Annotated in this window: 9 protein-coding genes; 8 read left to right on the top strand and 1 reads right to left on the bottom strand. The window is 39.1% G+C overall.

The window, feature by feature from the left end; genetic code table 11:
- The first annotated feature begins 145 nt into the window (after window positions 1–145).
- From ACNR9Q_RS01405 to ACNR9Q_RS01370, 8 genes are all read left to right on the top strand, one after another.
- Window positions 146–2,581, top strand: coding sequence for an ABC transporter permease (locus ACNR9Q_RS01405; protein ID WP_419212795.1), 2,436 nt, complete (start codon window positions 146–148; stop codon window positions 2,579–2,581).
- Window positions 2,582–2,612: 31 nt separating this feature from the next.
- Window positions 2,613–4,994, top strand: coding sequence for an ABC transporter permease (locus ACNR9Q_RS01400; protein ID WP_419212794.1), 2,382 nt, complete (start codon window positions 2,613–2,615; stop codon window positions 4,992–4,994).
- A 58-nt stretch (window positions 4,995–5,052) separates the two neighbouring features.
- Window positions 5,053–7,452, top strand: a complete 2,400-nt coding sequence (locus tag ACNR9Q_RS01395) for an FtsX-like permease family protein (RefSeq protein WP_419212793.1) — start codon at window positions 5,053–5,055, stop codon at window positions 7,450–7,452.
- A 12-nt stretch (window positions 7,453–7,464) separates the two neighbouring features.
- Window positions 7,465–9,873, top strand: a complete 2,409-nt coding sequence (locus ACNR9Q_RS01390) for an FtsX-like permease family protein (protein ID WP_419212792.1) — start codon at window positions 7,465–7,467, stop codon at window positions 9,871–9,873.
- A gap of 9 nt (window positions 9,874–9,882) precedes the next feature.
- Window positions 9,883–12,333 carry an ABC transporter permease gene (locus ACNR9Q_RS01385; RefSeq protein WP_419212791.1) on the top strand — a complete coding sequence of 817 codons (2,451 nt, stop codon included), beginning with the start codon at window positions 9,883–9,885 and terminating at the stop codon, window positions 12,331–12,333.
- A 57-nt stretch (window positions 12,334–12,390) separates the two neighbouring features.
- Window positions 12,391–14,772 (top strand): ABC transporter permease, encoded by a 2,382-nt coding sequence (locus tag ACNR9Q_RS01380; RefSeq protein ID WP_419212790.1) that lies wholly within the window; start codon window positions 12,391–12,393, stop codon window positions 14,770–14,772.
- 173 nt (window positions 14,773–14,945) lie between these two features.
- Window positions 14,946–17,363, top strand: coding sequence for an ABC transporter permease (locus tag ACNR9Q_RS01375; protein ID WP_419212789.1), 2,418 nt, complete (start codon window positions 14,946–14,948; stop codon window positions 17,361–17,363).
- A 100-nt stretch (window positions 17,364–17,463) separates the two neighbouring features.
- Window positions 17,464–18,129 (top strand): ABC transporter ATP-binding protein, encoded by a 666-nt coding sequence (locus ACNR9Q_RS01370; protein WP_419212788.1) that lies wholly within the window; start codon window positions 17,464–17,466, stop codon window positions 18,127–18,129.
- A 9-nt stretch (window positions 18,130–18,138) separates the two neighbouring features.
- Here the strand turns inward: ACNR9Q_RS01370 and ACNR9Q_RS01365 are convergent, their stop codons facing one another.
- The gene (locus ACNR9Q_RS01365; RefSeq protein ID WP_419212787.1) at window positions 18,139–19,803 is read right to left on the bottom strand and encodes an amidase; all 1,665 of its coding nucleotides are present in this window, start codon (window positions 19,801–19,803) and stop codon (window positions 18,139–18,141) included.
- Window positions 19,804–19,942 lie beyond the last annotated feature (139 nt).

Here is a 19,942-nt window from a genome sequence, read left to right as displayed (position 1 = left end):
ATTTTACACAAAAAAATTTCACATTCACACAGTTAATTGATAATCAATTAGTTGAATAGATGGCATGAAATTGGTCGTAAATTGATGAATCAATTCATCAGTCTTGCTTAAGGTGGTCGAATCATCAATCAAAAAATCATCAACCATGTTCACAAACTATATCAAAATCGCCTGGAGAAGCTTAAAAAAACAACCCTTCTTTACATTTCTCAACACCTTTGGACTAGCTATTGGAATGGCCGGTGGCTTACTAATCTCATTATATATCTACGATGAATTGAATTATGATAAAATGTTTGCCGATGCGGATCGAATTCACAGAATCAATGTAGATATTAAGTTTGGGGGTGATGCCAGAAAGTTTGCGGTAAGTCCGGCACCGTTGGCCGATGCTCTTGAAAGTAATTTTTCGGAAGTAGAGTTAGTGACCCGTTTCAGGACTAGGGGCAGTTCTTTATTAAAAAAAATGGATGCCGAAGCTAATGTAAAAGAAGAAAACACAACTCTTGTAGACCCTACTTTTTTTGAAATGTTTGGCATAAAGTTACTGGCGGGAGATGCTGAAACTGCATTGAGCAATCCTAATACTTTGGTATTGACCAGGACCGCTGCCGAGAAGCATTTCGGCATTACGAACGCTGTTGGCCAGAGTCTGTTATTAAATAATGAGGAGACCTATACTGTTACGGGGGTAATAGATGATCTGCCCAAAAATTCTTTCTTAAGAGATTATACTGTGTTTGAATCTATGGAGGGTTATGATGACTCCAGAGTAGTGAATTGGGGCAGCAATAATTACAATACCTTCCTTAAACTTATTCCTACAGCGAACGCTAAGGATATTCAAAGGCCTTTAGAGGGATTTTTAGGAAAATATGTTGTTCCAAGTGTACAGAATATCATGCCGGGGATTACGGAAGAGCAATTCAAAGCAGCAGGAAATTATCTGGTATATAGCACTATACCCTTGGCCGATATCCATCTGAACTCCAATTTAGTAGGAGAAGTGAGCTCAAATAATGATATGCAAAGTATTTATATACTTTCTTTTATTGCCATTTTTCTAATGGTCTTGGCAAGTGTCAATTTTATGAACCTTTCTACTGCACATTCTTTAAAAAGGGCCAAAGAGGTAGGTGTACGTAAAACATTGGGTTCCAACAAACGAGATTTGGTCCGGCAGTTTTTGGTTGAGTCAGGTTTAATTTCCTTTCTCTCTTTGGCATTGGCATTACTCATGGCTATGATTGCCCTACCTTTTTTCAACACCTTGGCGGCAAAGGAAATCACCATTCCATATTTGAATCCATTTTTTTGGTTGATACTATTAGGTTCAGTTCTATTGTTAGGACTACTGTCGGGTAGTTATCCAGCATTTTTTATGTCGCGTTTTATGCCCGTAAAAGTATTGAAAGGTGGCGGGCAAAGCAGTGTTGGTGGAGGAAATATTAGGAATTCACTAGTGGTTTTTCAATTCGCCATTTCTGTCTTTTTAATAATAAGTACGCTGGTGGTTTACCAGCAATTAAAGTATATGCAAGGGAAAGACCTTGGTTTTTCAAAGGATCAGGTTTTAATCATAAACGATGTATATACGGCAGGTAATAAGGTAGATTCATTTAAAGAACAGGTTAAAAAATTAAGTTTGGTTAAGAATGCGACCTTAAGTAGTTTTTTCCCAACCCCATCGAGTAGGAGTGATTCTACTTTTAGCCCTGAAGAGGGCCTTTCGGACCAAGAAAATGCAGTGAGCATGCAGACTTGGGGGGTTGACTATGATTACGTTTCTACTATGGATTTTGAATTTGTGGCGGGGCGTGATTTTGATAAAAATTTCGGAAACGATTCTACCGCAATTATCGTAAACGAGAGGGCTGTCAAGCTTATGAAGTCCACTCCACAGGAAGCACTTGGAATGCGATATACACCCGGTAGTTTTTCGAAAAACCCAGAGTTCTTTACCATTATTGGTGTTGTTAAGGATTTTCATATTGATACGTTAAAGGAAGAAATCGATGCGGTAAGCCTTCATCTATCCAATGATGCATATGCCATGGCGGTAAAGTTGGAGGCGGGTAATTTTGAGAACGCTGTTTCGGCGATTGAAGGAGTTTGGAACTCCATTGTCCCCGGTGAACCTTTTAACTATTATTTTATGGAAGATTCTTTTAATGACACCTACCAAAGTGAGCAACGCTTGGGTAATATATTTATCATTTTTACTATACTTTCTTTAGTGATCGCCTGCTTAGGATTATTTGGATTAGCTGCCTTTAATGCCGAAAAGCGGGTGAAAGAAATTGGGGTTCGCAAGGTATTGGGGGCCAGTGTACGTCAGATTTCAATAAAACTGACCATGGATTTTTTAAAATTGGTTGGGATAGCCATTCTTATATCGATACCTCTTGGTTGGTATATCATGAACAAATGGTTGGAGGATTTCTCATATCGTATAGACATTCCGTGGTGGATATTTGTTTTAGCAGCTTTTTTGGCGGTATTGATTTCGGTACTTACCGTGAGTTACCAAAGTATAAAAGCGGCTATTGTTAATCCGGTAAAAAGTTTACGCTCGGAGTAATAAAATTATAATTAAACTAAAAAGTATAGCTATGCTGAAACAACATTTAAAACTCTTTTATAGGAATGTGCGTGGCAACAAGGGCACATTTCTAATCAATACCTTGGGACTGGGTGTTGGGATCGCTTCTTTTTTAGTATTGGCACTCTATGTCTATAACGATGTCACGTATAATTATTTCAATAAAAACTTAGCCAATATTTATAGGATACAAGAGATTTATGAAGATGGTGACGGTACGGCTACCAAAGGTCTAGTGCTACCTAAAATAATGGAGGAAATACCCGAGGTCGTTAACGGAACTCGAATTTTTGATTGGGACGGGCATCGATTGGCGTATGAAAATATCGCTTTTCCAGAACAAATGTATTATGCCGACAAAGGTTTCTTCTCCGTTTTTAGCTTTCCCTTTGTTGAGGGGGAGGCAACCAATGTGTTGGACGAAAAATTTAGTGTTGTCATTAGTAAACCCATAGCCGAAAAATATTTTGGTTCCGCTTCAGCCATTGGTAAGGAATTGCAGGTAGGATTTTCTGAAAACTATTTGATTGTAAAGGGTGTTGTGGATATCCCTGAAAATTCATCTGTAAAATTTGACGTAATAGGGTCTTATGAGACCGGGGAGACCTTATCGCCTTGGATAATTGATGTGCATGATTGGTACAATACGTTTTCAAATACATATGTGGTTCTACAGGACGGTATCGGTCCAGAGGCGATTTCGGAAAAGCTTGAGCGAATCGTTAAAGAAAATTTTCTACCCGTAGGCGAAAGTACTATTAAATTGAGCCTGTTGCCTTTTAAAGATTACCATGCCAAAGTAGAATCCAACCAAACGTTGATTACCATATTAGCTTTTATAGCGTTGGGAATTATAGGAATTGCCATTGTCAATTTTATTAATTTGACGGTTACCAATTCTTTGTCACGCACCAAGGAAATAGGAATCAAAAAAGTACATGGGGCCACCAAAAAACATGTAGTTCAACAAATAGTAGTAGAATCTTTGGTAGTCGGTCTTATTGCTTTGGCCTTTGGCCTTTTGCTCATGAGCGGGTTCCTGCTACCCTCGTTTAACAGATTGTTTGAAACAAATCTATCGATTGGCTCATATGACCCCTTATTTCTGGGTACACTTTTATTGGTTATTTGGGTCGTTGTTGGACTATTTTCAGGCTTGGTTCCCTCTTTTTTATGGTCTAGAAGTAAATTGGTTGAAAACCTTCATGGAAAGGTAACGGCGAAACAAAAACCAGGTTTCTCCAAATATGCTTCTATCGTAGTGCAATTTGTCATTGCCATCATGTTGATTTCGGGCACCCTCATTATCCGAAAACAAATTGATTATATGGTAAAGAAAGACCCGAAATTCGATGCAGAAAATACCATTGTGCTTCAAACCGATTATTGGCAATATTCTGATACGGAAGCCGCATCCCAAAAATTGAAAGTACTGGCGCAGGAATTGGAAGCTAGTCCATTGGTTTCTTCCGTTAGCTTTACGGGTAGTGTGCCTGGGGATTATGATGAAAATTATAACGGATTTTATTTAGAAGGACAAAACGATAAAGCCGACATTTTTCTTAGAAAATCTTATGTGGGCGAAAACTATTTTAAAACATTGGGTATTCCCCTTACGAGTGGCCATGGATTTGAAAAGGATGGACTTTTGTTGGAAAACACGGTGGTGCTCAATAAAACGGCAATGGATAAATTGGGTTTTACCACTGCACAAGAACAGCTTTTAAGGGAAGGAAATCCAAATGGACAAGCTTACAGGGTTATTGGTGCCATAGATGATTTCACCTATCAGGGCGTACAGAACGAAATGCAGCCTTTGGCACATTTTTATACAAAACAGGAGAACTATACGAATTGGGACTATTTGGCCATTAGGGCCCAAGAGGGGGCTTCCCTTCAAGTAATTGAATTGTTAAAGAACAAATGGCAGACATTATTACCCGATGCAACTTTGACCCATTTTTTCGCCGATGAAAAACTGAATGCATATTACAAAGAATATGAACGGGTGAATACGTTGATAACATGGTTTTCCCTTTTAGCGGTCCTGTTGTCATGTATAGGCCTCTTCGCCATAGCCTCGTTCGCGATGGCAAAAAGAACCAAGGAAATAGGGATACGAAAAGTAAACGGAGCAAAGGTATCCCAAATCCTGAACTTGTTGAACAAAGATTTCTTAAAGTGGGTTGTTATCGCCTTTTTAATTGCGGTCCCATGTGCCTATTACGGTGCTCAAAAGTGGTTGGAAGGATTTGCCTATAAAACGGAAATTAGTTGGTGGGTTTTCGGTTTGGCCGGACTAGCAACACTAATTGTTGCCCTTATTACGGTTAGTTGGCAAAGTTTAAAAGCGGCACGTGCAAATCCTGTAAAAAGTTTACGGACAGAGTGAAACGATCCTAGATAAACACAGTCTTTATAAAAAAACATCAATCAAAAAAACACTCATCATGTTTAAAAACTATTTAAAAATCGCCTGGCGAAATCTCTGGAAGAACAAAGGGTACACGTTCATTAATGTAGGCGGTTTGGCTCTGGGTATGGCGGTTACCTTGATTATTGGTCTCTGGATATTGGACGAGCTTTCCTATAACAGTTACTTCAAGAATAAGGATAAAATAGCGCAGGTCTTTCAATCACAGACCTTTAATGGGGAAACCGGAACCGGACCCGCAATCCCTAGACCATTGGAAAAGGGATTGCGGGATGGTTATAGCGACAATTTCAGGCACTTGGTGATGTGTTCGTGGACCAATGATCATTATTTGAAATACGGAGAGAAAAGTATATCCAGACCTGGCAATTATATGCAACGGGAAGGTCCTGAACTGTTTGGTTTGGAAATCATCAAAGGGGAAAAAGATGGACTACGGGAAATCAATTCCATCATGTTATCAGCCTCCACCGCCGATGCTTTATTTGGCAGTGAAGATCCCATTGGTAAAACCGTAATGGTAAGTAACCAACATAAGTTAAATATAAGTTCCGTGTACAAGGACATTCCTGTAAACAATTCCTTCAATGACACTGATTTTATAATTCCATGGGAAAAATATTTGGCCAACAATGAATGGATACGAAATGCTGAAGACCAATGGGGTAACAATTCGTTCCAGATGTTCGTTCAAATTGCCGATAATACGTCGTTCGAGAAAATCACCAATGCCATTAAAGATGTAAAGAAAAACCTAAACCCAAATTCAGCGGAATTTAACCCTCAGCTTTTTCTTTTTCCGATGGAGGACTGGTACCTGCGTAACAGTTTTGAAAATGGAAAGCAAAATGGGGGACGCATAAAATATGTGTGGCTTTTTGGGATCATCGGGGCATTTGTACTGCTTTTGGCCTGTATCAATTTTATGAACTTGAGTACGGCCAGGTCAGAGAAACGCGGTAAAGAAGTGGGGATTCGAAAATCGATTGGTTCGCAACGCGGTCAATTGATTTATCAGTTTTTAAGCGAATCCTTTTTAGTCGTGTTGTTTGCATTTTTTGTTTCCCTATTGCTCGTTCTTGTTTCTTTGAATGGATTCAACGAATTGTCTAAAAAGGAGATTTCTTTCCCTTGGGACAATGGAGGATTTTGGCTGATATCGCTTTTATTCGTTCTATTCACTTCGCTACTGGCAGGTAGTTATCCAGCACTATATCTATCGTCCTTTAGACCGGTGGATGTTTTAAAAGGCACATTTAAAGCAGGTAAATATGCAGGGCTTCCCAGAAAAATATTAGTCGTAGTCCAGTTTACCGTTTCTGTAGCTTTTATCATTGGTACGGTCATCGTCATGCAGCAGATCAATTATGCTAAAAATCGCCCCGTGGGTTATGATAAGGAAGGATTGATACAGATACCAACGTTCAGTGAGGACTTTTTTGGCAAATATGATCTGATGCGAAGTGAGTTCCTTGGATCGAATGCCGTCGTTGAAATGTCAACCTCCAGTAGTCCAACCACTCAAATATGGTCCAATAGAAGTGGTTTTACTTGGGAGGGAAAACCCGAAGGCTTTCAAGAAGATTTGGCATGGACAGAAGTCTCACCGGAATATGCAAAATCCTTGAACCTTAAAATCCTAGAAGGAAGGGATTTTTCTCGAGATTTTGCCACCGATTCTTTAGGCGTTTTGATCAATGAATCTGCCAAGAAATACTTAGGTCTGGAAAATCCAGTAGGCATGTTGTTAAAAGATGACGATGAAGAAGACCCGAATCCGCCCTTAAAAATCATCGGTGTAGTGCAGGATATGATTACACAGTCGCCTTACGAGCCTGTAAAACAGGGCATGTATGTATATGACCGTTTCAATAATGCCAGTTACTACAACTTACGGTTGAACCCTAAGCAAAGTGCAGGACAGAACCTAGCAGTAGTTGAACGCGTTTTTAAGGAGCATTTTGCCGATATTCCTTTTGAATATGAATTTGTGGATGCCCAATACGGGGCGAAATTCGCTTCGGAAGAACGTATAGGTACCCTGTCGGGCATTTTTACCGCTTTGGCCATTTTAATTAGTTGTTTGGGTCTTTTTGGACTGACTTCTTTTGTGGCCGAGCAGCGAAAGAAGGAAATTGGAGTGCGCAAGGTATTGGGAGCTTCAATTTTCAATGTATGGAATATGCTTTCCAAAGACTTTTTGAAATTGGTGGTCATCTCTTGTTTTATTGCTGTTCCCATTGCCTATTTCATTATGAATGGCTGGCTACAAGAATATCCGTACCGAGTAATCTTAAAGTGGTGGATTTTTGCCTTTGCCATTGCCGGTGCCATGTTGGTAACGGTATTAACGGTAAGTTTTCAGGCCATCAAAGCGGCCAAGGCCAACCCCGTTAAAAGTTTAAGAACAGAGTAAATCATCATAATCATGCTTAAAAACTATCTAAAAATCGCTTGGCGAAACCTAATAAAGGACAAAACGAATACCTCTTTGAATATCATTGGCTTATCAGTCGCTTTTGCGGTAGCCATTTTATTGGGAATGGCCGCATTGTATCAACTTTCCTTTGATAATTTCCACGAAAATGGAGCATCCATCTACAAGATTGTCCGCACCCAACAGACCCCAAAAGGTCCCGAAGCGGGCACGGTACAACCCGCACCCCTTACCCCTTCCTTAAGGGCCGAGGTTCCGGGTGTAAAACGAATTACAAGATATTTACAGGACGGTACCCTTGCCTTTTACAATGATAAAGAGGTAGATATGGATGTTGTTTGGGTGGACAACGATTTCTTTTCAATGTTCAGTTTTCCCATTTCCAATGGTAATGAAAATGAGCCTTTGAACGACCTGTCCGCTGTAGTGTTGACGAAGAAAGCGGCAAACAGACTTTTTGGTTCTACCGATGTAATTGGTAAAACAGTGAATCTATTGGTAAATGGTGTCGAAAAACCATTTACCGTAAGTGCGATCACGGAGGATATCGTTCCACAAAGCTCTTTGGATTTTGAAATCGCCGCACGGTTTGAGAGCCATCGGGATTATTTTAAAAATAAGGAGGAGTGGGATTCGCAATACCATGATGTATATGTAGAGCTCGAGGATGGCGTTACCGCTTCCGGTTTTGAAAATAGTAGCAAGTCGTTCATAGACCTTCATTATAAGGAAAGCATAGAAAGGCTAAGAAGGGACGGAGCATCTTCAGATTCTAATGGCCGATTTATTGACCTGAGGTTGGTTCCCATGACCGATGTTCATTTTACGAGTCTTAAAAGTGGATTTATAGAAATCAGCAGAAGCATGCCGTATCTTATTCTTGGGGTTGCCTTTTTGATCCTATTCATTGCCTGTGTGAACTATATCAACATGAGTATTGCCAAATCGGCCAAACGCCTAAAGGAAATAGGCATGCGTAAAACCTTGGGAGCTCAAAAATCACAGCTTTTTTTTCAATTCTGGAGTGAAAGTCTATTTGTATTTCTAGTCTCGATCGGGATAGGTATTTTGTTGACTTTGGTATTGATGAATGATTTTAAGACCCTCTTCAATACACATATTTCAGCTGAAATGTTGTTGAGACCTATGGTAATTTTTGGTCTGCTCGGTATGGTTTTGATTATATCGATGCTTGTGGGTGGATATCCCGCTCTATTAATGAGTCGCTTAGGTACCATTCAATCCCTAAAAGGAAAATTAGAAGCTACGGGCGATAACAAAGTTAGAGACGTGCTTATGGTATTTCAATTCGGGATTGCGATTCTACTGATTATAGGGACATTGGTATTGTGGGGCCAAATCGAGTATATGCGGAATAAGGATTTGGGCTATGATAAAGAACAGGTGGTTTCCTTTCCGTTGAACGGAAAACGTAATAGCAATGATGTGGTGGAATTGTTACGCGATGAATTACGGGGTAATCCAGATATCATATCGGTGAGCGGGGCCGATAATAATCTAGGACTCGGAAAGGATGGTAGTAGATCGCATAGTAAAATAGGATTTGAATATAAAGGTCGGGCCGTGACTACCAATTTTCTAGTGGTGGACCATGAGTATATCAAAACCTTGGGATTACAGCTAGTGGAAGGTAGGGATTTTGAAAGCGCCGCTGATAGTTTGGGAGTGGTCATCAACGAAGCTATGGCCAAGGAACTGGGAGAGGAAGACCCCCTTACGGCGCAATTAGAAATTGAAGATGGGTTGTATTATCCTGTATTGGGTGTCATCAAAGATTATAATTTTAATGATTTGGATAGGGACATTGAACCCATCACCTTTTACATGAGTAGGGAGTGGGGGCTTACCTATGCCTATGCGAAAGTGGCACCTAAGCATATGGCTGATTCTTTTGAGGCCCTAGAACGCACTTGGAAAAAACTGGAACCCAATGCAGAGTTTTTAGGTTCTTTTTTGGATGAGAATGTCGATAGAACCTTTAAACGTGAAAAAACAACTGCCAAAATGATATCTAGCGGTTCCATCATCGCCATTATTTTAAGTTGTATGGGACTTTTTGCCATGTCCATGTTGATTGTTTCGCAACGGACCAAGGAAATTGGAATTCGAAAGGTCGTTGGGGCAAGCGTAACGTCTATCACCTACATTCTTACCAAGGATTTTTTAAAACTGGTCTTCTTCGCATTTCTTATCGCATCACCTATTGCTTGGTATATAATGCAGAAATGGCTACAGAACTATGCCTATAGAATAGACTTGAGTATATGGTTTTTTGTAAGTGCCGGTGCCATCGCCATTGTAATAGCATTGCTCACGATTGGGACACGAACCATAAAAGCGGCAAGGGCCAATCCGGTAAAAAGTTTACGTACCGAATAACTTAGAAATATGTTTAGGAACTACTTGAAAATTGCTTTTCGGAATATTTGGAAGAATAAAGTATTCTCCTTGATCAATATTTTGGGCCTATCCATTGGTCTTAGTGCGTCATTTGTTATTGGAGCTATGGTCTTTTATGATTTGACATTTGATAAGTTCCACCCAGATGGTGATCGAATTTATCGGGTAACTACTTCTTTTACAAGTCCCGATGGAGATTTTTATAATTCCGGAGTAACTGTGCCGTTAGCCGAAGCACTTCAAGATCTTAAGATGGAAGAATTGGAAACTGTTGCTCCGTTTTTTTTAACATATCCTTTGTATGTTGAGAATCAGGAAACAGGAAACCGGTTCAAAAGTCCAGAATTTGTTATTTATACCGATGCCGCTTACTTTGAAACCTTCGACTATGAATGGTTAGTAGGGAACAGGCTTAATGTTTTAGAAGCTCCCAATCAAGTGGTGTTATCCAAAAAAAGGGCCGAGAAGTATTTCCCGAACCAGGATTTGGATGCAATTATTGGTAAGTCCGTAGTATATCAAGATACCATTCCTGCAATGGTTACCGGTATTGTTGCCAACTTTCATAAGAGAACGGACATAGTTTTTGAGGAGTTCATTTCCTTAAAAACAGCCGTAACCCAAGATATGACCAACGCTGTTAACGAACGCAGTTGGAACAATACGAACTCAGCTTCTCAATTGTTCATCAAACTTTCGAAAAATACAGTTTCATCAGAAGTTCAAAAAATCTTAAGCCAAATGGCCAAAGAACATGATGAACCCGAAATGGTGGCCGAAGGAAGAACCAATACCTATAAAATCCAACCCCTTTCAGATATTCATTTGAATCCAAACTATGGGATCTTTGATTTTAGTGAGAGTCGTACTACCATGGCCGTATTACAGAGTTTGCTTGTATTGGCCGCGATTTTAGTGCTTTTAGGGTGTATCAATTTTATTAACCTGAATACAGCGCAGGCCATTCAGCGTGCCAAAGAAATAGGAATCAGAAAAACACTGGGAAGTTCAAGGTTGCAGCTGATATTCCAATTTTTAGGAGAGACATTTCTACTTACGTTAGCCGCGGCAATGGTATCTTTTTTTCTATCCAAATGGCTACTTTATTTATTCGCAGATTTTATTCCGAAAGGCCTCACTTTTGAGCTTTTTTGGAGTCCATCGATTATGATAGGTATCGTCTTATTATTGATAGTGGTTACTGTTTTATCAGGATTTTATCCTGCCCTGATTCTTTCGAAATTCAAACCTATATCCGTTCTTAAACAACAGGTGCTACCAACGACGGATAAAGGAGTATTACGTAAGTATCTGATTGTTTTTCAATTCGTCATCGCACAAGTTTTTATTATCGCCACCTTATTGGTAGGGAAACAACTGAACTATGTCATGAAAAAGGATATGGGTTTTAAAACAGAGGCCATCGCTTATTTTAGAACTCCATGGAGGGACGCTTCTTATGACAAACGTAAACGCTTTGTAGCCGAAATGGAAGAATTACCCGGTATTTCTGAAGTTGTTCTTTCTGGAAATCCTCCAGCTTCCTATACAACGATGAGCATGGGTGTCTCGTTTGTAGATGGTGAGAAAGAGGTGAATTCAGACCTGCAATTGCTCTATGGCAATCCAGGCTTTTTTAATCTTTATAAACTAAATTTATTATCAGGTCGGTTGCCCTTAAACGATTCAATTAGGGAATATGTAGTGAATACATCCTATTTAAAAGTTATAGGCATCGATGAGCCAGCAAGTGCAGTCGGTAAGAATATTAGGGCCGATAATGAAAATTTTCCGATAGTTGGAGTGATGGAAGATTTTAACCAGCATTCGCTAAAATATGGAGTTTCACCAATGGCTTTTACCGGAAGTTCTTACACGGGTAGATGGACGCAATTCAGAACTATACATTTTAAACTGAACGGCCTTGACACGAGCGACTGGTCCCAAACCATTGCCCAGATTGAAACTATTTGGAAAGATCTATATTCCGATTCAGATTTTGAGTATTCGTTTATGGATGATACGGTAAAGGAATTTTATGAAAGTGAGCAAAAAACAGCAACATTGCTACAGTGGGCTACAGCCCTAGCTATTTTAATCAGCTGTCTAGGTTTATTAGGTTTGGTCATGCATACGACGGAGCGAAGAACTAAGGAAATAGGCGTGCGTAAAATTCTTGGCGCCTCTATCCTTCAGTTGAATTTATTGCTATCAAAAGATTTTTTAAAATTGGTATTGATCGCTTTTGTAATTGCCGCACCTATCGCTTGGTACGGATTAAGCTATTGGTTAGAAGGGTTTGCCTATAAGACCAATGTAAGTTGTTGGATTTTTGCGTTAAGCGGACTAGCCATGATTCTATTGGCAGTAGTGATTATGAGTATCAAAACAATGGCGGCTGCAAATACCAATCCGGTAAAAAGTTTACGAACGGAGTAAAAACTTAGAATAATACTTTAAAAAGTGAATTCAACACCAGAATGATAAAATGAACATATGCTTGTTAGATATGCGTTAAGGAATATAAGAAAGAGGATTGTTTTAAATCTTATCAAAATAGTAGGATTGTCACTTGGTTTCTGTGGAGTTCTATTTATTGCTCTTTTTTTAAAAAAAGAAGTGAGTTATGATAAGGGTCATGATAAGGCGAATCGTATCTATAGGTTGACCACAACCAATCCTGATGTTTTTGAGGGAGCTCATTTTGCCCGAATTACAGATGCCAAAAAAGTCAACCAACTACCACTAGATATACCCGATATAGAAGCTTTGGTACGTATGATGCCTTTACGTGACAAGCTTTTATTAAAGGATGATCAATATTATGCTATAGATCAAGCTTTTGCGGTAGATGATACATTTTTTAAACTTTTCGACGTTTCTTTTTACGAAGGAAATTCCAATTTAGCCTTGGCGAATCCAGGTTCAGCAGTAATTTCAAAATCCTTAGCGCATAAAGTTTTTGGGGATAAAAGTCCGATGGGTAAAATAATTTCCTTACCTCCCGGTCACTATAACACTATTGAGACGAGCTTTACTATTAAGGGGGTAATGGAAGACTTTGCACAGGAAAGCCATATGCATCCAGAGTTATTGATTATGCCAGGAGCTGATGCTATTTCGGGTTGGGCTTATGTATATACACTTCTTAAAGCTAACACTGATTTTAAGGAAGTAATCCCCAAGATTTCTCAAAAGTTAAATGACCTTTATGGTTTAGATAGGAATTCTGAAACAGAAATAGAGGCGCATCTGATGCCGCTAAATGATATTCATTTAACATCCAATCTACTTCGAGAGATTGAAGCGAATGGAAGCACGTCGAACATATACCTCATGGCTATCGCAGGATTAATCTTGCTCTTTATTTCGTTAAGTAATTTTACCAGTTTAAATCTGGGTATGGCAGCTTACTTGGAAAAGTTTTTGGCCTTGAATCAAATTCTGGGGTCATCTAACCGTATAACGATGCGCTACTTTCTTATGGAAAGTTCGATTATTCTTTTCTGCTCGCTGGTATTGGTTTTATTGGGTACTTTTCAATTGAATCGTTTTATTCTTAACCATTATCAGTCTAATTTTCTGGAGTCTAACTTGTTATTTGCCTTGGGGGTAATGCTTTGTTTTTTTATTTTAGGTTTGTTGGCAGGGGTATATCCTGTTGTCAAAAAAGGTTTTCGGGTGGTTACACTGGGAAATAGAATCAAGCAGGGTAGTTCTGTTAAAACCCATAAGGTGCTGTTGGTGACCCAGTTTGCTATGGCCATAGTATTGTTGGTCGGGGTCATCGTTATTACTCGTCAGACCAACTATGCTCTTGGTAATTCTATGGGGGCTACAAAAGATAATGTAATAAGTATTCCATACGTTCATGCCGACGTGCAAAAAGATTTTCAGGTCTTTAAGGCCGAGCTACTTAAGGAAGGCGCCATCCGTTCCGTCTCAGCAATGATGTCACCACCGGGAGGTGAAACCAATGATATGTTTCCGTTTACAATGGAGGATGCCCCTGATACTGAAAATAAATTTATAGGTATTTTTTCTTGTGACTATTCCTTTGCCAATGTATTTGAATTACCATTTTTAAGTGGTAAGAATTTTACTGAGAAAAGTATAGATCAAAATGGTAATGGTGAATATATTATAAACGCCACAGCCCTTAATTACTTGGGATTTCAAGACCCACATGAAGTACTTGATAAGGATTTTGCCTTAATTTCTCCTGTAGATAATGTTGTTCTTCCTGAGGGTAAAATAATAGGGGTAGTGAAAGATTTCCATCTCTCAGGATTACAGACTAAGGTGGCACCGTTGGTTCTGTTTAAGAGGGAAAATAGCTGGTTGGAGAATATTGCCATTTCCTACGAGCCTTCATTGAAAACAACCGCAATTGCAGCAATCGAGAAAACTTGGGAGGAGATGTTCCCAAATTATCCATTGTCATATTATCCTGTAAGTACCCTTTATGAGAATGTCTATAAAACGGAATTAGTACAAAAGAACCTTATTCTGATTTTTGCGTTAATTGCAATATTGGTTTCCGCAATGGGTGTTTTAGGACTTTCGTTGATGGTTGCCCAACGGCGCTTTAAAGAAATAGGCATACGAAAGGTAAACGGAGCTACTATTTCTGAAATATTGGTATTGCTCAATACCGATTTTTTAAAGTGGATAATAATTGCCTTTATTTTTGCGGTACCCATCGCCTATTTGGGCGCGAACAAGTGGCTTGAAAGTTTTGCCTATAAAATAGAATTGAATATTTCGATGTTCCTTTTGGCGGGCGGTATTACCATTTTTACGACGATGCTAACTATTAGTTGGAATAGTTATAGGGCCGCAAAACAAAACCCAGTAAATAGTTTACGAACAGAGTAAGAATTCATTTTGATTCGTTTTTGTAAAAATATTGGACATAAAATGTCAAAATAATGTACACTTCACATTTTAATGATTACATAAAACACTGATTTATAGACCATAAAGTTATGGCATGATATTCGAAAAGAATATAGGGCTTAAGGTTGAGAGGCAATAAAATCAAATAGAATATGTACAAATTATATCTGAAAATAGCTTTACGATATCTCTTCAAGAATAAACTGTATTCTTTCATCAATATTTTTGGACTGGCTATTGGTATTGCATCTTTTGTACTGATAATGCTATATGTAAACTACGAACAAACCTATGATACTTTTGATGGCTCGGAAAACGTACAACGCGTCTATATGGATTATACGGAAGATGGGGTTTTTGTGCCTGGAGATGCCCAGACCTATAACTTGAGCGGACCCACATTGAAAGAGGCATTTGCAGAAATTCAGGAATTTGTGAGGCTCGGGCATATTACCGATGTAACTTTTAAGCATGATGATAGATTGATCAACGGTGAGAAAGGTGCAGTAGCAGACCCATCGTTCTTCGATATTTTTAAGTATCCTTTGCTAAAGGGAGATTTAAATAACGTATTGAAAGACCCTTATACAATAGTATTGACACAATCACTTGCCAAAAAGATTTTTGGTAATGTTAATCCAATTGGCAAATCCGTTCAAATCTTTTATGGTACGGAAAAAATATTTACCGTAAATGGAGTTATGAAAGATCTGCCGACGAATGTTCATATGAAGAATGATTTTTTGATTTCATTCAGTACATTAAAATCATGGGAAGGATATCGAGATACCCCAGAACCGAATTGGAATGGTAATAACCTATTTACCTATATAAAAATAGACGAAAAGACAGATGTAGCGTTGCTGAAGAAAAAAATCATGGATTTCAAAGTGGAGGCATTACCATTCGAAAGACATAATATAGAGGCTTTAGAGGATATTCATTTGCATTCCGACAAACCTTATGAGGCAGAGGCCAACGGAAGTGCTAGCAGGGTTAATTTTCTTTTGGCTATTGCTATTATCATCGTTATTCTCTCTTGGTTGAACTATGTAAATCTTTCCACTGCAAAATCTTTAGAAAGGGTAAAGGAAACAGGTATTCGCAAGGTGGCCGGTGCGCAAAAGCCGCAGATTATTTTTCAATCCTTACTAGAATCATTTTTGTTGAACCTAGTTGCCATAATCATGGCAACTATCATAATACTTATGGTCCTACCGTTGTTCAGTAATTACATTGGAAAAGAACTTGAAGTAGGTATTTCTACTTTTGGAGATTTCTTACCGATGATAGGATTCATTCTTCTAGGTACGTTGGTGTCGGGGATGTATCCAGCGTTCATTTTGAGCAATTTTACAACTGCCAAAGCATTGAAAGGTGAAATACGTACTTCAGGAAGTGGCTTGGTCTTAAGAAAAACACTGATAATAGGTCAGTTTTTGGCTACCATTGTCTTACTTACAGGAACAATTTTAGTATCCAAGCAAATAGATTTTTTACAAAATCAACCTATTGGTGCAAATCTCGATCAGGTATTATCCATTAGCGGTAAGGTTATGGGTGATAAATCTGATTCGATTGTACGAAATGAAATAGAAGTCTTAAAAAATGAGTTCAAAAGTCTATCATTCGTAAAAAGTACGGTTCTGGCACAAACCTATCCAGGAGGAGAATATGAAAATCTTTCGTCCTCAGTTGGAATTACCTATCCAGATGGTACAAGGGATGACAAAAGAATATGGTATAATTATGTTGTGGGACCTGAATATTTTGAATTGATGGATATGGAGTTTGTAGCTGGGGGTCCATTTGTTGAAACATCACAAGGACATAGTAACAGAATTGTTTTAAATGAACGATTTGTGAACCATATGGGGATTTCAAAAATGGAGGATGTTATTGACAAGACTATAAAATTCTGGGATCAAGATTGGATTGTTTCTGGAGTAATAAAAGATTATCATCATTTTGGATTGAAAACAGGTATTGAACCAATGCTTTTAAGATATAATAGAAACGTCAGAAATGTTCTTATAAAAATAGACCAGAGCGCAGTGTCTACCATGGGTATGAGCGGAGCAATTTCCCAAATTGAACGTCTTTGGAAGGAAAGGTTTCCGCAAAGCACGTTTAACTATACTTTTTTAGACGAAAAGTTTGAAGCGCAATATAATGAGGATAAAGTTTTTGGATCGGCCTTTCAAATCTTTACGATATTGGCCATACTTATTGCCTCTATGGGGCTTTTTGGACTAACTTCCTATACCGTTGTACAGCGCAAAAAAGAAATTGGTATACGAAAAGTAAACGGAGCAACAATTGCTCAAGTACTAACCCTTTTGAACAAAGACTTTATAAAATGGGTAGGTTTCGCATTTCTCATTGCTATTCCTGTTTCATGGTATTCAATGTCCAAGTGGTTAGAAGGTTTTGCTTATAAAACTGATTTTAGCTGGTGGGTTTTTGTTCTGGCCGGTGTTACGGCCTTAACAATAGCACTTGTCACGGTGAGTTGGCAGACTTTTAAGGCGGCAATTGCAAATCCGGTAGACTCGTTAAGGGATGAATAATATTTATATATTCAAAAAGCTTTATAAAAGCAATGGATAAAGTTTAAACTATCTTACAATAATTCACTAACCACTAACTCACTAATAAACTTATCAAAAAATGCTACTACAATTAAACCATATTTTCAAATGGGTACAACAAGGAGGACAACGGGTCTTTCTATTAAAGGACATCAACTTGCAAGTTGAAGAAGGAGAGTTTATTTCGGTCATGGGACCGTCCGGTTCCGGTAAATCTACTTTATTGAATGTCATCGGTATGTTGGATACCTTTGATGAGGGCGAGTATCAGTTCCTTCATGAATCCGTACATACCCTAAAGGAAAAATACCGCTCTAATCTATACAAAGAATATATCGGTTTTGTATTTCAATCGTATCATTTGCTCGATGAGCTTACCGTTGAGGAGAACCTGGAAATGCCTTTGTTATATAAGAAGATAAAGGGTTCAGAACGGAAAGCCCTAGTGGCCGATATGTTGGATCGTTTCAATATTGTTGGTAAAAAAGATTTGTTTCCTACTCAGCTCAGTGGGGGTCAACAGCAGTTGGTGGGTGTCGCCAGGGCTTTGATCGGGAAACCCAAATTGATTTTGGCCGATGAACCTACCGGAAATTTGAATTCGCAGCAGAGCGAGGAAATCATGCAACTATTCCAAAAACTGAACAAGGAGGAAGGCGTCACCATAATTCAGGTCACCCATTCTGAAAAGAATGCCGAATACGGTTCACGAATTATCAACCTATTGGATGGTAGACAGGTGTAGAAAATTATTTTAATCCAAATACCCCTCCGGATGCATTTCATCAAATTCGGTGTTTTCTTGAAACGCTTTGGCCAATAATAGAATGCTCGCCTCATCATAAAGATTACCTACTAAAGTAATACTGGTAGGATGTTTTTCCTCATCCAATCCTGTAGGTATGGAAATCACAGGATGACCGGTCAGGTTGGTAATGACCAATTGCCGATTGCCAAAAGTTGGAGATATAAGGACATCAAAATCCTTCATGATAGTCTCCATTTTTTCAATGAGTACTTGTCGGTGTCGGTTGGCCTGTAAATATTCTACTGCTGGAATAAAACGGGCTTGGCGTAAGGAATTGGCCCTTGATTTTTGATCTTGCTCCACCATCTGGTCCACATCACCCGAACGAACCAGGTCATCGAAAAACGCCCCGGCCTCGGCGCGTAAAATGATGTCAAAACTTTTATAAGGGACATCTTCAGGTAATTCCACTTCGGTAAGGTCCAGCCCCATGTTTTGAAACGTAGCGATTGCCTTCTCCAAATTGACCTTACTTTTGGAGGTGTCCTTTTCCACATCCTTTTTTAAATAGCCTATCCGCAGGGATTTGATGTCCTTTTTCGGTTCAAATCCATCCGGATAATCAGTCGTAGTGGGGTCTTTAGGATCTTTTCCGGTAATGACACTATAGACAATGGCACAATCTTCCGCACTTCTGGCCATGGGGCCAACTTTATCCATAGACCAGCTTAGGCTCATCACCCCATGTCGGCTTACCCTTCCGTAAGTTGGTCGTAATCCGGTAATGCCATTACGGGTGCTCGGCGAGGTAATGGAACCAAGGGTCTCTGTGCCCAAGGCAAAGGGAACCAAGCCTGCCGAGGTGGCGGAACCAGAACCAGCCGAGGAACCACTCGCCCCTTGTGTTACATCCCAGGGATTTTTTGTTTTTCCATCGAACCAGACATCGCCCCTGGCCAAGGAACCGGAGACCAATTTGGCCACTAAAACACCTCCGGCATTTTGTAACTTTTCAACAACGGTCGCGGTCATATCAATGGTTTGGTTTCGGTAAGGCTCGGCTCCCCAAGTGGTTTTATAACCTTCTACCGCCATAAGATCCTTAACACCATAGGGTATACCGTGTAAAATTCCTCGGTAATTGCCTGAGGCCAATTCTTCATCCATCTTTTTAGCCTGCTCCAGGGCCATTGCTTCGGTAATGGTAATGGTACATTGCAGAACGGGATTGTATTTTTTTAACCGTTCAATGAAAAATTGGGTCAACTCCAAAGAACTTATTTTTTTGTTTTTGAGGAGCGAAGCGAGTTGTGGGATGGTATAAAATGCTAATTCGGACTTGTTTTCAGGAAGTTCGACGTCTTCCGGAATTTCCCAATCAGGAAAACCTTCCTGTGGTCTGGGCGTAAAATTGGCCGGTAAGGGATCAAAACGCACCGCCGGAAAAACGTCGCTACTCAACGTGTATTTACGGAGCGAATCGAATCCTTCCCTGTTTTTTTCCAGATAAGGATAAAGGGTATCGATATATTTTTTGTCAAAGTCCAATCCCATCAATCGTTGAGAATTTCTGACATCCTTTTTAGAAAATTTCGCTTTAGAACCTGAACAGGCCGTGAGGAAAATAAGTAAGAGTAAAAGGTATAGTTTGTTTTTTCTTAATACGGTCATAATGTTATGGGTTGGTCTTATAAATCCGAATTTACGTTTTTTAATACGCATCTTTTATCCTTGGGAAAGTAAATAGACAAGATTTTCATTTCTCATAACAACAGCTTCTTTTTATAATGATATCTTCATTTTCAATGGT

The sequence above is a fragment of the Maribacter sp. X9 genome (assembly GCF_048537565.1).
Lineage (GTDB): Bacteria > Bacteroidota > Bacteroidia > Flavobacteriales > Flavobacteriaceae > Maribacter.
Note: the sequence above shows the minus strand (reverse complement) of the source record. Positions and strands in the feature narration are given on the sequence as shown.

Excerpts from the sequence above, each read along its gene's own strand:
- ACNR9Q_RS01380 (WP_419212790.1), top strand. The coding sequence starts at position 12,391 with ATGCTTGTTAGATATGCGTTAAGGAATATAAGAAAGAGGATTGTTTTA.
- ACNR9Q_RS01405 (WP_419212795.1), top strand. The coding sequence starts at position 146 with ATGTTCACAAACTATATCAAAATCGCCTGGAGAAGCTTAAAAAAACAA.
- ACNR9Q_RS01400 (WP_419212794.1), top strand. The coding sequence starts at position 2,613 with ATGCTGAAACAACATTTAAAACTCTTTTATAGGAATGTGCGTGGCAAC.
- ACNR9Q_RS01370 (WP_419212788.1), top strand. The coding sequence starts at position 17,464 with ATGCTACTACAATTAAACCATATTTTCAAATGGGTACAACAAGGAGGA.
- ACNR9Q_RS01365 (WP_419212787.1), bottom strand. The coding sequence starts at position 19,803 with ATGACCGTATTAAGAAAAAACAAACTATACCTTTTACTCTTACTTATT.
- ACNR9Q_RS01385 (WP_419212791.1), top strand. The coding sequence starts at position 9,883 with ATGTTTAGGAACTACTTGAAAATTGCTTTTCGGAATATTTGGAAGAAT.
- ACNR9Q_RS01390 (WP_419212792.1), top strand. The coding sequence starts at position 7,465 with ATGCTTAAAAACTATCTAAAAATCGCTTGGCGAAACCTAATAAAGGAC.
- ACNR9Q_RS01395 (WP_419212793.1), top strand. The coding sequence starts at position 5,053 with ATGTTTAAAAACTATTTAAAAATCGCCTGGCGAAATCTCTGGAAGAAC.
- ACNR9Q_RS01375 (WP_419212789.1), top strand. The coding sequence starts at position 14,946 with ATGTACAAATTATATCTGAAAATAGCTTTACGATATCTCTTCAAGAAT.